The sequence below is a fragment of the Hymenobacter sublimis genome (genome assembly GCF_023101345.1).
GTDB classification, from domain to species: domain Bacteria; phylum Bacteroidota; class Bacteroidia; order Cytophagales; family Hymenobacteraceae; genus Hymenobacter; species Hymenobacter sublimis.
Genome location: NZ_CP095848.1, coordinates 791,903 through 807,090 on the forward strand (window position 1 = coordinate 791,903; position 15,188 = coordinate 807,090).

General features: G+C 58.2%; 12 protein-coding genes. 5 read left to right on the forward strand and 7 right to left on the reverse strand.

What is annotated here, in order from left to right; genetic code table 11:
- Positions 1-88 precede the first annotated feature (88 nt).
- Positions 89-1,054 carry a YitT family protein gene (locus MWH26_RS03450; protein ID WP_244695242.1) on the reverse strand — a complete coding sequence of 322 codons (966 nt, stop codon included), beginning with the start codon at positions 1,052-1,054 and terminating at the stop codon, positions 89-91.
- Between the two features lie 152 nt (positions 1,055-1,206).
- Between MWH26_RS03450 and MWH26_RS03455 the strand changes: the two genes are divergently transcribed.
- Positions 1,207-1,554: a DUF805 domain-containing protein gene (locus tag MWH26_RS03455; protein WP_247976054.1), complete on the forward strand. Its 348-nt coding sequence runs from the start codon at positions 1,207-1,209 to the stop codon at positions 1,552-1,554.
- Between the two features lie 116 nt (positions 1,555-1,670).
- Here the strand turns inward: MWH26_RS03455 and MWH26_RS03460 are convergent, their stop codons facing one another.
- Positions 1,671-3,338, reverse strand: a complete 1,668-nt coding sequence (locus MWH26_RS03460; protein WP_247976055.1) for a S8 family peptidase — start codon at positions 3,336-3,338, stop codon at positions 1,671-1,673.
- 596 nt (positions 3,339-3,934) lie between these two features.
- Between MWH26_RS03460 and MWH26_RS03465 the strand changes: the two genes are divergently transcribed.
- The 4 genes from MWH26_RS03465 to MWH26_RS03480 all read left to right on the forward strand — a co-directional run bounded on the left by MWH26_RS03465 (position 3,935) and on the right by MWH26_RS03480 (position 9,263).
- Positions 3,935-6,580 (forward strand): PIG-L family deacetylase, encoded by a 2,646-nt coding sequence (locus MWH26_RS03465; RefSeq protein ID WP_247976056.1) that lies wholly within the window; start codon positions 3,935-3,937, stop codon positions 6,578-6,580.
- Between the two features lie 186 nt (positions 6,581-6,766).
- Positions 6,767-7,372: a phosphatase PAP2 family protein gene (locus MWH26_RS03470; RefSeq protein ID WP_247976057.1), complete on the forward strand. Its 606-nt coding sequence runs from the start codon at positions 6,767-6,769 to the stop codon at positions 7,370-7,372.
- A 41-nt stretch (positions 7,373-7,413) separates the two neighbouring features.
- Positions 7,414-7,557, forward strand: coding sequence for a hypothetical protein (locus MWH26_RS03475; protein ID WP_244695249.1), 144 nt, complete (start codon positions 7,414-7,416; stop codon positions 7,555-7,557).
- Positions 7,554-9,263: a sodium:solute symporter family protein gene (locus tag MWH26_RS03480; RefSeq protein WP_247976058.1), complete on the forward strand. Its 1,710-nt coding sequence runs from the start codon at positions 7,554-7,556 to the stop codon at positions 9,261-9,263. The genes MWH26_RS03475 and MWH26_RS03480 overlap by 4 nt, the downstream gene beginning before the upstream one ends.
- Positions 9,264-9,383: 120 nt before the next feature.
- Here MWH26_RS03480 and MWH26_RS03485 read toward each other — a convergent pair whose 3' ends face one another.
- From MWH26_RS03485 to MWH26_RS03505, 5 genes are all read right to left on the reverse strand, one after another.
- Positions 9,384-10,277 (reverse strand): DUF2911 domain-containing protein, encoded by an 894-nt coding sequence (locus MWH26_RS03485; RefSeq protein WP_247976059.1) that lies wholly within the window; start codon positions 10,275-10,277, stop codon positions 9,384-9,386.
- A 103-nt stretch (positions 10,278-10,380) separates the two neighbouring features.
- The gene (locus MWH26_RS03490) at positions 10,381-10,932 is read right to left on the reverse strand and encodes a hypothetical protein (RefSeq protein WP_247976060.1); all 552 of its coding nucleotides are present in this window, start codon (positions 10,930-10,932) and stop codon (positions 10,381-10,383) included.
- Positions 10,933-11,038: 106 nt separating this feature from the next.
- A complete protein-coding gene (locus MWH26_RS03495) occupies positions 11,039-12,865 on the reverse strand; it encodes an ABC transporter ATP-binding protein (RefSeq protein ID WP_247976061.1) in 1,827 nt (608 codons plus the stop codon).
- 84 nt (positions 12,866-12,949) lie between these two features.
- Positions 12,950-13,441: an energy transducer TonB gene (locus tag MWH26_RS03500; RefSeq protein WP_244695254.1), complete on the reverse strand. Its 492-nt coding sequence runs from the start codon at positions 13,439-13,441 to the stop codon at positions 12,950-12,952.
- 174 nt (positions 13,442-13,615) lie between these two features.
- Positions 13,616-15,097, reverse strand: a complete 1,482-nt coding sequence (locus MWH26_RS03505; protein ID WP_247976062.1) for a sodium:solute symporter — start codon at positions 15,095-15,097, stop codon at positions 13,616-13,618.
- Positions 15,098-15,188 lie beyond the last annotated feature (91 nt).

Here is a 15,188-nt window from a genome sequence, read left to right on the forward strand (position 1 = left end):
AGGAGAGAAAGGGTGGCGTCGTTGTGTCGCCGTGCCATGACAATGCTCACCTTCACTCATTCACTACTTCACTACCCCACCATTTCACCTAATGGAGTGGGCGTTTTTTGATCATGCCGCCTTTGGTGTCGCGGACGCTGTGCATGACCATGAAAGCCTGCCGGTCAATCTGTTCTACCTCGGCTTTGAGCTTCGAGACTTCTAGGCGGGTGATAACCGTGAAAACAATATCGACGGGGTTGGGCTGCTGACCGTGGGTGCCAAAGCCGCGCTTGCCATTGTAGACCGTGGCGCCCCGGCCCAGCTTCTCGGTAATCATGCGGCGGATAGCATCGGAGCGGCCCGATACGATGGTAACGCCCGTGTATTCTTCTAGGCCGTCAATAATGAAGTCGATGGTTTTGGCCGCTGACAAGTAAGCCAGGATGGAATACAAAGCTGTTTCCATGGACAACACCCAAGCGGCCACTCCAAAAATGAGAATGTTAAAGACCAAAATGATGTCACCGACACTCATGCTGGACTGCTTGCTCAGGTAGATGGCCATAATTTCGGTGCCATCTAGTACGCCGCCGCCGCGCATGGCCAGGCCAATGCCCGCCCCCAGGAAGAACCCGCCGAACACCGAAATCAGGAGCTTATCATTGGTGACAATGGGGAAGGGAACCACGGCCAGCACCAAGGCTAGGCCCAGGATGCCGAGCAGGGTACGGATGGCCACACCGGGGTCGAGCTGCCGCCAGGCCATGAGCACAAATGGCAGGTTGAGCAGCACAATAAGCACGGGCAAGGGCAAGCCAAAAACCCGCGTAATTAGCAGGGAAACGCCCGTTACGCCCCCATCCAGGAAGCCGCTCGGTAGCAGAAAACTTTCTAGTCCGAAGCCCGCCGAGAATACCCCCACTACCATCAGCAGCGAATTGCCTACCTGTCGCCGCCACCAACGCCGGTCCTTGGCGGGGCGGGCTCCTGGGGCCGGCCGCCGTCGGCGGGGTAGCTCGCCGGTAGCGCCCGAGCGAAGCTTACGCAGGAACATGAGTTGAGGAAGTAGCATGGGCAAAACTGCAAAAGTGAACAGTAGGGGTACGCCGGGTAGGAGGGGAATGTTAAAAATTCGGGTGAATTAATCCGCTACCGTTGGGCTGGCCCGGAATTTGGAAACGGCGACAATACCAATCATTTTAGGCGCAGAAACAGATTTATTCGATGGCATTGCTGCAGGAGTATCCGGTGTTGTGGGGACGGCAGGGGCGTAGGGAATTTGCATTTGAAATAGCACCGGCCTTGTTGCCGCTGGTGCTGGCCTATGGGCTACCGCCGGCCGGGCAGTTACCGCCCGTGTGGCTGGCCTCGGGGCTGTGGCTGGTTGCTACAGCCCTGGTGGCCGTGCTGGCCGTGCGCCGCCTGCACGATGTGGGCTATAGTGGCTGGTACGCGCTGTTACTACTCGTGCCTTTCCTCAACGGCGTGCTGCTGGTGCTGCTGCTGCTACAACCCAGCTACCCCCGCTGTACCCGCCACGGGCATAAGGTTGGGTGGCAGCCAGTGGCCTGAGTGTAAGCTACGTATTCATCCAAAAGCCCGGGCCCCGCTGCAACGGTCACTATGCCAAGTGACGTTGCAGCGGGGCCCGGGTTTTAGATGAACAGGCTTAACTACTCCAGGCGCGGTTAGGGGGTAGGCTGCTGGGCCAGTTGGAGGGCGCGGTACAGGTTCACCAACCCGCCCGTGCGGGAAAGCTCCGCGAAGTCGACGAGGGTAGTGGAGCCTGGCTTGCGGACCTTGGTGTGGTAGGGCACCGCTGAATCCAGGATGATGCGCTTGAGCTGCACGGCCGTGAGCTGCGGGTAGTACGATTTCAGGACGGCAGCCATGCCCGCTACCACGGGTGCGGCCATGCTCGTGCCACTTAGGTTGCCGTAGCGGCTGCCGGGCAGGGTAGCATAGATCTGGTTGCCAGGGGCAAACACGTCGACCTGGGTTTTGCCGTAGTTGGAGAAGTCAGCCACCAGATTTTCGTCATTCGTGCGGGCCGAAGCGCCCACCGTAATCATGTTGGGTATGCGCTGGCCGTTCTGGTACACCGGGGCCGGATATTGGAGCGTTTTGTCGAGGTCCGCGTTTTCGTTGCCAGCCGAGTGCACCAGCAGCACGTTCTTGGTAGCAGCATATTTGATGGCTTCCTCCACGGCTGGGCGCTGGGGCGAGTAGTACTTACCGAAGCTCATGTTGATGATTTGGGCCCCATTGTCCACGGCGTAACGGATGGCGTTAGCTACGTCCTTGTCCCGCTCATCACCGTCAGGTACGGCGCGCACGGCCATGATCTGCACGTTCGCGGCTACCCCCAGCACGCCGAGGCTATTTTCCCGGTCGGCCCCAATGATGCCCGCCACGTGGGTGCCGTGCATGGGGTCAGGACCGTGCACGTCGCGGTTGCCGTAGTTGCGTTGCTTGGTATCCTCGGGCTGGTCGCCCACAATGGGGCGGGGGTTATACTTGAGGTTGAGGCCGTACTCGAGCTGGTCCTGGGTTTCCTTTAGGCCCCTTTTCATTTCTTCCAGCACATCATCCAGGGAGGCAAAGCCGGCTTGCTGCAGGCTGGTGTAGAGACCCCGGGTAATCTGACGCAGCTGCGGATCCTGGGTGGGCGGGTTGCGCAGGGTGGCCGTATCGAGGCGCGACACGCCCAGGGCCTGCTTGAGGCCTTCGGCACCCTGGGCATTTTCGGTGTACGCCTGACTGAACTCCTTCAGGCGCTGGCCGTTTTCCTTCACCTTGGCGTCGTAACTCTTCTTTACCTTCTGGTAGAGGTCAAACTCGGCCCGTTTGGCCGCTGGCACCGCCGTACGCACCTTGCCCGCATACAGGGGCTGAAGCTTGGCCATCAGGCGCGTTTCCTCCAGGGTTTCCACGTTAATGTTGCGCCCGTCGGGCCCACCCAAGAAGCTCCAGCCCAGTACGTCGTCCGCGTAGCCGTTCTTATCATCATCCTGACCATTGCCGGCAATTTCCTTGCGGTTGTGCCAAAGCACGCGCTTTAGGTCCACATGGGCTGTATCAATGCCGGCATCAATAACGGCCACAAGCACTGGGGTAGAGGCCTTGCCCTGTAGCAGCTCCGTGTAGGCCCGGCGGGCACTAATGCCCATCACGCCCCCGTCCTGCTCTGGGTCGAGTAAGTGCCACTGGGGTGCGGTCACCGCGGCCGGGGGGGTAGCAGGAGCCGATGCGGCCGGTGGAGTAGTCTGGGCCGAAACTAGGGCGGGAAACAAAAACGAAAGGCCCAGCAACCGCAGCCGGGAAGGAGAAGGAAACGCCATGTAAGGAAAGCTCAAAAGCAGAAAGGAAAGCAGAGTGTACGCAAGGATCGGGCCGGGGGTAATTTATTCTAACGTCACTGCTATAGGGTAGCCCGAACGTTCTCATTCCGGTATCCGCGCTAGCTCCGGTCAGCCACTGTACAGACCCGCATTGCGCCCAGTAGCTGCATTAGGCCGCTATTAGACCCCAGGCGCAGACCTGCATTTGGCCTTCATCATTGCGCTAAAGTCTTGGACTAGGTAAACAAGCTGGCTATTGATGGAAGCACAAACGGGTCATGCCGAGGGAAGGAAAGCAGCTCGCTCGAACACGTTGAGTTATTCCCCTATGTCAGCACGTGGGAAGCTTCGGCGCTGCCTTTGCAGGACGATCTTATTGCGTAATGCCCTTACGTTTTGGTAGCGTTTACTCGTGGTACATCTTCTGCTGCCTAGTCTGTGCAAATAATCTTCGGGTAGAGGATCTAGGGTTGTGATGTCAGCAGTCTTGATTCGTTGCGTGTTGATGAAATAAAGGGTTCTGATCGGGGCTTTTTCTACCCTCCGTGCCGCTCATCCGAACAGTGTGCCGGGCGTGCGGTTATCTTCACGCTCTCAAGTTGCCCCTCCGTATGCGTATTCGCTCCTTGCGCCCCCTCCGTGCCGCTTTGCTGGCCTTGCTCACTCATGCACTCATTTACTCCTTCGCTGCACAGGCCCAGGCGCCCAAAACGTATTCTTCCTCCGAAATTCTGCTGGGCCTCAAGAAGCTGAACGTGCTGGGCTCGGTGCTCTACATTGCCGCCCACCCCGACGACGAAAATACCCGCCTCATTGCTTACATGGCCAACGGCCGCCTGCTGGAAACCGGCTACCTCAGTTGTACCCGCGGCGACGGGGGCCAGAACCTTATCGGGCCGGAACTGCGCGAGCAGCTCGGCGTGATACGCACCCAGGAATTGCTGGCCGCCCGGCGCATTGATGGGGGTAGGCAGTTCTTCACCCGCGCCAACGACTTCGGCTTCAGCAAAACCCCCGATGAAACCTTCACCATCTGGGATAAGGAGCAGGTGCTGTCCGATATGGTGTGGGTGATTCGGCAGCGCCGCCCCGATGTGCTCATCACGCGCTTCCCGCCCGACAGCCGCGCCGGCCACGGCCACCACACCGCCTCCGCCATTCTAGCCGCCGAAGCCTTCGAGGCCGCCGGCGACCCTAAACGCTTCCCCGAGCAGCTCAAATACGTGCAGGTGTGGAAACCCAAGCGCCTGTTCTGGAACACCGGCTCCTTCTTCGTGAAGCAGGGTGAGGACATGAGCGGCTACCTGAAAGTGGATGCCGGTGCCTACAACCCCCTGCTAGGCCAGAGCTACGGCGAAATTGCCGCCCGCAGCCGCTCTCAACACAAAAGCCAGGGCTTCGGCTCGGCGGCTCAGCGCGGCGAGGCCCTGGAGTACCTGCAATACGTGAAAGGCGACAAGCCCAAGTCCGACCCCTTCGAGGGCATTGACATGAGCTGGAACCGGGTGCCCGGCGGCGCGGCTGTGGGAAAGCTGATAGACGAAGTCATCCGCAAGTACGACCCCAGCAACCCCAGCGCCAGCGTAGCAGGGCTGCTGAAGGTGCGGGAGTTGCTAGAATTTAAAACAACATATATACCACGTCATTCTGCGCCTGAACCACAAACCGTTTTTTGGGGCGAAACAAAAATAGCTGAAGTCGATATATTGATACAATCTGCCCTTGGCTTACATATAGAAGCAAATGCTTCGCAAAGCGCCGTTTCGCAAGGCGACTCCGTAAAGCTAAATGTCGAAGTAGTTAATCGTTCCATTGAATCAGTGATATTGAAACATGCTTTTTGCAGGCCTAATACTTTTCAGAAAGGAAGTCTGATAGCAGTTGATTCGTCGATCAGGACGGTGCTGAAACCAGGAGTAGGCAAAAATTTCAGATTGGGTTTTAGAGTTTCGTCGCAAGAATTGGTTTCGCAACCATATTGGTTGCGCGAGTCCGGAACGACAGGGATGTATAAAATCCCTGCTATTATTCAGGAAATCAATCAGGGTTTCCCTGAATCTTACGAAAAGCAGTTAGCGGACCACGGGCTGAATGTTATTACTGGGCAATCGATAGTTGGAACTGCTGAGAATAAATCTGCAGCCAAGGTGTATTTCCAATTTCTGATTGGGAAAGAGTTACTTGTCCTCACCGTACCAGTCCAATACAAAAGCACTGACCCGGTAGAAGGGGAGAAGTACCGCCCGCTGGTGGTGGTGCCGCCCGTGGCCGTAAACATCGGCGGGCGCGCCTACGTCTTCGCTGATAACCAGCCCAAAACCATTCCCGTGACGTTGCGCGCCGGCAAGGCAGGCGTGAAAGGCTCCGTGGCCCTGACGTTGCCGCAAGGCTGGAAGTCGGAGCCAGCCAGCTTTACCTTTGACCTCGCCAGTAAAGATGCCGAGCAAACTGTGCAGTTTCGGGTGCAGCCGGGGGGTGGGGCACAGGAGGGTAAAACCGAGCTACGGGCCGTAGCTACCGTGGATGGGCAAACCTATTCGCGCGGCTACCAGGCCATCGAGTACAACCACATTCCGACGCAGGTGCTCTTTCCCGAAGCCGTAGCCCCACTGGTGAAGCTGGACCTTAAGCGCAAGGGCCAGGAAATCGGCTACCTCATGGGGGCCGGCGACGAGGTGCCCGATGCCCTGCGCCAGATCGGCTACACCGTCAACCTGCTCAAGCCCGAAGACCTCACCGACCAGAACCTGCGCCGCTTTGATGCCGTGGTCCTGGGCGTGCGGGCCTACAATACCGTCGACCGGCTTAAAACCCTCCAGCCTACTCTGCTCCGCTACGTAGAAAACGGCGGCAACCTGGTGGTGCAATACGTAACCAACCGCGGCACCGTCATTCCTCAAATCGGGCCCTACCCCCTTACCTTATCCTCCGATAGGGTAACGGTAGAAAATGCGGCTGTTACCTTCCTGAATCCTCAGCAACCCCTGCTGAACTCGCCCAATAAAATCACCGCCCAGGACTTCGAGGGCTGGGTGCAGGAGCAGGGCCTGTACTACCCCAGCGCCTGGGACCCCAAGTACCAACCCGTCATCAGCTCCGCCGACCCCGGCGAGAAAGCCAAGGAAAGCGCCATTTTGGTGGCCAACTATGGCAAGGGGCACTACATCTACACTGGTCTTTCGCTGTTCCGGGAACTGCCCGCCGGGGTGCCCGGTGCCTACCGCCTGCTCACCAACATGGTGTCATTGGGCAAATAGCTGGCCTGCTCGCTTGCAGAGGCGCGTCCCGTTGTGTCTCCTCGTTGCTGACGTTGTTTAGGCCAGACCGTTCAACGAGAAGCCGCGAGGTGTCGCGCCTCTGCACCTATCCTTGATATGACTGTCCGCTATTATCTACGCCTATTGCTAATCGCGCTATGTACTTCCCCGATTATTCTCCTGCTGATGAAATGGGTAGACGTGCCCCTTGCCGTGTGGCTACACCAGCCTGGCGAATCGCTCCGGCCGTTTTTTGCCGGTGTAATGCTGGCAACCGATTACTTGTCGTGGCTTTTCCATGTGCCTAGCCTGATAGGAGTGCCTGGGGTGTGGCTGTTGCTGCTCCTGCTTTTTCTGCTGAGTTGGGTGCGGCGCCTGCCCCATGCTACCACCTGGCTGGTTGTGCTGCTCACGATGGTAGGGAGCGAAGGCCTGAGCAACCTCCTGAAACTATACAGCAACCGCCCCCGACCGCTGGATGTATTCGCCCATCATGCGCCCAATGCCAGTTTCTGGCAGCCAGGTGGTCGGTTTGATGCGTTTCCTTCGGGCCACACGGCGTGGGTGGCGGGTTTGCTGCTACCCCTGGCACTACGGTTTCCGAAGCTGCGGCCGACTTTGTTGGGCCTGGTGGGGCTGGTAGCGGCGGGCCGGGTAGTGCTGGAAGCTCATTGGCTCAGCGACGTGGTAGGAGCCGGATATCTGGCGCTGCTGCTTGCCTGCAGCGTCGAAATTGGGACATGGTGGTTGCGGCCAAAACCCGCCGGGGCTCCTGCGCCGAATGCCCGTTGACTACGTATCTTTCGTTTTTCATTTTCCCGCTTTTACCGCCCGTGTCCTTGCCTTCCTCCGTTTCTGAACCGCAGCATCCCAAGCCGCCCGGCCTACCCTCCTGGCGCGCCTGGTATTGGCTGGTGCTGGCCGCCTTGGTGGCGGAAGTAGCCTTCTTCACCTACCTGACGCGGCTGTTTGCATGAGCGGGCTAGATTGGCTGGTGCTGGGCGGCACGCTATTATTCATTGTGGGCTACGGCACCTGGCGCACGCGCCGGGCCGGCGACACCCTGGATGGTTACCTGCTGGGTGGGCGGCAGGCTTCGTGGTGGGGCATCGGGCTGAGCATCATGGCGACCCAGGCCTCGGCCATTACCTTTCTGAGTACACCTGGGCAGGCCTACGACGACGGCATGCGCTTTATTCAGTTCTACTTTGGCTTGCCCGTGGCCATGGTGCTGATTGCCATTTTCGCGGTGCCTATTTACCACCGCCTGCGGGTGTTTACGGCCTATGAATACCTGGAAGGCCGCTTCGACCGGCGTACGCGCACCTTCACGGCCCTGCTGTTTCTGGTGCAGCGTGGGCTCAGCAACGGCCTTTCCCTGTACGCGCCGGCCCTGGTGCTTTCGGCCATTCTGGGCTGGAATATTCACCTTACCGTTTGGCTGCTGGGCATTATCATGATTGCCTACACCGTGTCGGGCGGCACGCGGGCCGTCATGGTGACGCAGCAAGGGCAGGTGCTGGTTATTTTCGTGGGGCTGCTGGTGGCCGGCTACTTGCTAGTGCACTACCTACCGGCCGAAGTGGGCTTTACGGATGCGCTGCGCCTTGCTGGTCATCAAGGCAAACTCAACCTCGTCGATTTTCACTTCGACCCCAAGGACCGCTACAATTTCTGGTCGGGCATGACGGGCGGCTTGTTTCTAGCCCTCTCGTACTTCGGCACCGACCAAAGCCAGGTGCAGCGCTACCTCACCGGCCGCGACATCACGGAGAGCCGCCTGGGCTTGCTCATGAATGGCCTGCTCAAAATCCCGATGCAGTTCGGGATTCTGCTGCTGGGCGTGCTGCTGTTCGTGTTCTACCAGTTCAACCTGGCCCCGCTTACCTTCAACCGGCCCGTCTACATTCAGGTGGCCCACTCCGAGCAGTACGGCCCGGCCCTGCGGGAGCTGGAGCGCCAGCACGCTACCCTGTTTCAGGCTCGGCGCCAGGCAACCAGCGCGCTGGTAACGGCCCTGCAAACCGATAATTCCGAAGCCGCGGCCGCCGCCCAAACTCACGTGCAGGCTACCCAGGCTGCCACCCAGGGCTTGCGCACAGAGGCCCAGGCCCTACTGAAAAAGGCCGTGCCCTCCACCGAAGCCAAGGACACCGACTACGTATTCCTAACCTTCGTGCTGAACTACCTGCCCCGGGGCTTGGTGGGCCTGCTGATTGCCGTGGTGCTGAGTGCTGCCCTGGGCTCCGCCGCCGCTGGCCTTAACGCCCTGGCTTCCACTACAGTAGTCGACCTATACAAGCCCCGCCGCCCGGACCTGTCTGAAACGCACTACGTGGGCGCTTCCCGGCTGGCGGCCGTGTCCTGGGGCGTGCTGGGCATCGGCTTTGCTACCTTCGCTGCCCGCCTCGAAAACCTAATTCAGGCCGTGAACATCCTTGGCTCCCTGTTTTACGGTACCATCCTGGGCATTTTCATGGTGGCCTTTTTCCTGAAATCGGTGGGCAGCAAGGCCGTGTTTTGGTCGGCGGTGGTAGCGCAGTTGGTGGTGCTGGTGCTCTTTTTCACCACGGAAATCGGCTACCTCTGGTACAACATTCTCGGGTGCGGGGTAGTAGTGCTGGGTAGCCTGCTGTGGCCGCGCCAAACAGGCTCCATTGCAAAAATTCCGCATCCGGGATAGGCTCCGCTTCCTTGCCGTGCCCAGCTGGCATAACAGCGCAAGTGCACCGTTTACTACCCACAAAAAGGCCCTGAACTTCACGTGAAGTCCAGGGCCTTTTTGTGGGTCAGCGACAAACGACTACAGCTTACCAGCCTTTTTAGCTTCCATAATCAGGTCTTCGTTCATCTTAACGTAATCAGCATTTTTGGCTTCGAGGGCCAGCTTCTTGGACTGCTCGGCTGCCGTTACGGTGCCTTTGTAATCCTTCATCTTCATGCGGATTTTGGCTTCGGTGAGGACGTTCCAGAATTTAGGATCGGTAGCATTGGCCTTCTGCATCCAGGCCAGGGCCTGCTTCAGGTCCTTGTCGTTGTCGAGATAGTACACGGCGGCGGCAGCCATGTCGCCGTTGCTCGGGCTGGCGTTCTTGATGACTTTCTCGTCAATCTGCGCCATCACCTTCGTTTCTACGTCGGTGGCAATCTTGAACTTAGCACCGGTCAGCTCCCATTGCATGTCCAGGTTGGCGGTAGCGGGAGTGAGGTCGGTGAAGTTCATGGTGAAGGTTTCTACCTTGGAGGCCAGCTTGTAGGGCTTGATGGTGAAGCGGGCCACGTCCTCATCGTCCTTGAAGCCATCCACGTTGGCGCCCATCTTGGTGCTCTTGTTCAGCACCACAATCCACTCCGTTTTGCTGGGGATGGTGTAGATGCCGTATTCGCCGGCCGGTACCTTTTTGCCTTCTACCGTCACGTCGTCCGAAAACTTAATGCTAGTGGTGGCGTTGGCACCGGTGCGCCACCGCTTGCTGAACGGAACCAGATTGCCGAAGGCTGCGCGGCCGCGCAGGTTGGGGCGGGAGTACACCAGCGTTATATCGGTGAGGCCCACGCGCTGCTGAATGGTGCTCTTGGGGCTGGCGGCGGGCGTGCTGATCTGGGCCTGGGCGGCGCTGGCCAGCAGTAGGCCGCTTACTAGCAGGGTAGCACCCAGGGAGCGGGAAGTAAGCGTCAGGGAAGTCGAGGTTGACATGGCAAAAACGGCAAGTGAGAGAGAATAAATTGCGAAGTAAAAATAGCTAAAACCGGCACATAGCTCAGAAATTTAGCCAACTACTAATTGCAATCGGGTTGGTTTATAGGCGATGAAGAACAATCTGGTGTTGGTGCAGGAGTTGTTCCACGTCGGCGGGGGTAGCCGGGGCCTGCAAGCAGTGCAGGTTGAGGTAGTAGCAGGCCGCGTCATTGGGGTAGAGCAGCAGCCACTGGGGCTGCACCCATACGGCCCGCTTGACGTGGGCCCAAGAAGTGGAAAAAGAGCCTTGCGAGCTGCTGCCGCGAATTTCCTTGGCGTTCAACGTGAAGTCAATCGGCGCCGGGGCGGCCGGGTTGCGGGCGTAGCCCTGGCGCAATTGGTAGCGCACCAATGCCATTCGAAACGCGGCGTACAGCACCGCTACCGCCAGCAACACCACCGTCGACCAGTTCTGAATACTGCCCTGTTCCCGCACTTCCAGCCCTACGCTTAAGGCCAGGAGCGCCATGGCCGCCCCCAAAAGCCACTGGGCTCGCCGTGTCGCCGGACGCGCCTTCCACAATCGAAAGTTTATGGCCACGTAGTCCTCGGCCGTCATCTGAACGTGGGGCAGGAGCAAGGTAGGCGGGGTGTTGGGGGCGGGAGCTGGCATAGCCCCGCGAAAGTAGCGCACCCCGCCGCAACTTCCCGACGCGGGAGGGCATGAAAAAGGGCGAAGCCACGGCTTCGCTCTTTTAAAGTACTGTACTCAGCGCAGTTTACGTCAGCTCAAATTGCAGTTTCAGCAAGTTAGCGTAGAGGCCATTTTCGCTGTGGGCCAGCTCATCGTGAGTGCCTTGTTCCACGATGCGGCCGCCATCGATAACGAGAATCTTGTCGACTTTGCGGATGGTGCTGAGGCGGTGGGCAATAATGATGCTGGTGCGGTCCTGCATAAGCTCGTCCATGGCCTGCTGCACCAACTTTTCCGATTCGCTGTCGAGGGAGGAAGTGGCTTCGTCGAGGATGAGGATGGCGGGGTTTTTCAGGATGGCGCGGGCAATGGCAATGCGTTGGCGCTGGCCCCCGGACAGTTTAATGCCTCGCTCGCCCACTAGCGTATCCAGGCCTTCGGGGAAGGAGCTGATAAACTGCCAGGCGTTGGCTTTGCGGGCCGCCAGCACAATTTCCTCGTCGGTGGCGATAATCTTGCCGTAGGCAATGTTCTCCCGGATGGAGCCGCCAAACAGCATGGTTTCCTGGGGTACAATGCCAATGTGGCGGCGCAGCTCCGTGAGGTCGTACTGCCCGATGTCGCGCCCATCCACCACTATGCTACCCCCGCTCAACTCGTAGAACTGCATTAGCAGCTGCACAATCGTGGACTTGCCGGCTCCCGACGGGCCCACTAAGGCAATCTTCTCCCCGGCCTGAATGTCAAAGCTAATATCCTGGAGTACGGGCAAATCGGGGCGGGTGGGGTAGCTGAAAGCGACGTGCCGGTACTCAATGTTACCGTGTACTTGCAGGGGTAGGGCACCGGGCTGGTGAGTTGGCTCGGTGGGCTCATCCAGGATTTCCAGGATGCGCTCCGAGGCGCCCAGGGTGCTTTGCACTTTGCCGTACAGCTCGCCCAGGCCAGCCACCGAGGCCCCAATAAACATAGTGTACAAGGCAAACTGGGTTAGGTCGCCGATGGTCATTTGACCGGCTTGCACCAGGGTAGCGGCTCGCCACAGCACTAGCACGATGCCGCCAAACAAGCCAATAATCACGAAGGACACGAACCCGCCGCGGTAGAGGTTGCTTTTCAGGGCGGCCCGCACCGTATTGGTAAGCGAAGCGGTGTAGCGGCCAGTTTCAAACTGCTCGTTGGTAAATGCCTTCACCGTGTTAATGCCCTGCAGGGTTTCCTCCACGATGACGTTGGTTTTGGCTAGCTCGTCCTGGGTAGTCTTGGCCAGCACCCTGATTTTCTTGCCGAACACCATGGCCAGCACCACAATGGGCGGAAACGTTAGGAGCATGAACATGGACAGCTTCACCGACACAACCATGATAAACACGATGCCCGCAATCAGCGTCATTACCTGCCGAAACAGCTCGGCCAGAGTCAGGGAAAATGAGTCCTGAATGATGCCCACGTCGGAGGTAATGCGCGAGGTAATGGCGCCTACCCGGTTCTTCTCGAAGTAAGGAATAGGTAGGGAAACGAACTTCTGGTACAGCGCCTGCCGAATGTCGCGCACCGTGAACTCGCTTACCTGGGTAAAAAACCAGATGCGCCCAAAGGAAAACAGGCCCTGCAACAGAATAAGAACCGCAAAGCCGAGGGCAATCTGGTTGATGGTTACGGCCGAGCCGTTAGGCAGTAGCAAGGGCTTGCCGCTGGCCGTATCGGCTAGTTTGCCAATAATCCAGGGGAAGGCCATGGTGGTGGCGCTGGACAGCGTCAGGAGTACCGTGCCGATGCTGAACTTAGCGCGGTAGGGTAGGGTGAAGCGAAAAATTCGCAGCCCCTGCTGAAAGCTTTGCTTGGTTAGTTTCTTTTTGGGCAGTTCCGAATTCACATCGGTACCACTACTGTTGAGTCCACTTCGGGCCATTGTGTAGTAAAAGGTGAAAGCGAGAAGTTGAGAGCTAAGCGGTAGACGATAGAATAGTTGAGCTCTTGCTTTCTCGCTTCCTAGTTATTCAAATTTCGGTTTGCCCTGTTCTACCTTCAGTCCCTCGGAGTTACCGAACGGGATGGGCAGGCGCACCTGGGTAGGAACGGCCTGGCCCTTGCGGGTAGCGGGCTTCCAGGAGGGCATCTGACCCAGCACCCGCAGGGCCTCCGTGTCGCACTCCGGGGAGAGGGGCTGCACCACGGAAGGGTTGGTCAGGTGCCCATCGGCTTCCACGGTAAAGGTCATAACCACGTTGCCGCTGATTTGCTTGACGCTGGCCGCTTCTGGATACTTTAAGTTTTGCTGAAAAAACGTGTTCAGCCCTTGGGCCCCGCCCGGAAACTGCGGGGGCGCGTCGGGGCGGTTGGGGGCTGGCTTGGCCTGGGGCTGCATCCGATTGGCTTTCAGCTCAATGGGCTGCTTGGTAATGGTTGAGCCAGACGTGGTTTGCTGGGCCTGCGTTGCACCGGCGGCCGAAGCTACGAGCAGAAAGAGGAAGAACAGATGTTTCATAGGGTTGGTGAGGTAGGTCGTGGCGTGGTAGAAAAGTCGAACCCCGGCGCATTGTGCAGCGGTGCAGCCGAAACATCGTACTTGCCAACGTCAGCCGGGCGAATTGCGGCTGCGCCTTTGCATGACGCTCAACGGACTCTTACACAAGGCAAAGGTACGCTCTCTAAACAACCCCTATGCAACAGGGTTCAATTCCAGATTGCGGGCGCGCGAAATTGCCAGCAGGCCCAGGAAGGTAAGCAATCCGTTCAGAATCAGAATCTCAAACCCGAATTCGTAGCCCCACCAGGTTTTTGAGTTGGCGTTGATAAACCACGTCAGCAGGGGCGCCACAATGCACACGGGTAGCACCAGCTTGTCGTGCAGGCCGCGGCTGGTGAAAATGCCGAAGGAATACAGCCCCAGCAACGGCCCGTAGGTGTAGCCGGCGGCTTTAAACACGGAGGTAATTACGCTCTGGTCGTTGATGGCCCGGAAAATTAGGATGATGACGATGAGCACCAGCGAGAAGCCAAAGTGAGTATACTGCCGAATGCGCTTCTGCTGATCCTCCGGGTACTTGCTGATAACGAGCATGTCCACGCAGAAGGAGGTAGTAAGCGCCGTCAGGGCCGAATCGGCGGAGGCGTAGGTAACAGCAATAATGCCCAGGATAAACACGATGCCCGCAAACAGCGAGAAGTGGTTGGTAGCCAGCAGCGGAAACACATTGTCGCCAATGACTTTGCCGGTAGCAGGGTTGGTAGGTAGGGCAATGCCTTTGGCGGCCGCAAACTGATACAGCAACACGCCCAGGGAAAGAAAAAACACGTTTACCAGCACAATGGCAATGGTAAACCAGAACATATTTTTCTGGGCGTCTTGGAGGTTGCGGCAGCTCAGGTTTTTCTGCATCAGGTCCTGGTCGAGGCCAGTCATCACAATGGTAATGAAGGCCCCGGAGGCAAACTGCTTCCAGAAGAACTTATCGTCCTTGGGGTCAGAGAAATACACCTGCGACATGGCGCTTTCCTTCACCGTTTTCACCAGTCCGGCAAAGCCCAGGTTTAGCTCATCGGCCATCAGGTAAATGCTCACGGCCACGCACACGAGCATGGCCATGGTTTGGAAAGTATCGGTCCAGAGGATGGTTTTGAGGCCCCCGCGGAAGGTATACAGGTAAATCAGGAAGATGCTGACCGACACGGTAACGGCAAACGGCACCCCCAGCTGGTCGAATACGGCAAACTGCAGCACGCCCGCCACCAGGAACAGCCGAAACGCCGCCCCCACCGCCCGCGAAATCAGGAAAAACAAAGCCCCGGTTTTGTAGCTCCAGAAGCCAAACCGCTGCTCCAGGTAGGTGTAAATGCTCACCAGCCGCATGCGGTAGTAGAGCGGCATAAGCACCGTGCCAATTACCACGTAGCCCACCGTGTAGCCCAACACCACCGCCATGTAGCTCCAGCTCTGGGAGGCCACCATGCCCGGAATCGAAATAAACGTAACCCCCGACAGCGAGGTGCCAATCATGGCAAACGCCACCATGTACCAGGGCGCGTTGCGGTTGGCAATAAAGAACGATTCGCTGGTGGCCTTCCGGGAAGTGAGGTAGGCAATAATGATGAGGACCACGAAGTAGCCCGCAATCAGGCTCAGCACAAGGGTAGGGGACATTTGTTAGCTATTAGCTGATGGCTGTTAGCTGTTGGCTTTTTCGGGTAAGGATGCAAACACCAGTACGCGTAGCAACGTCAGCAAACAGACA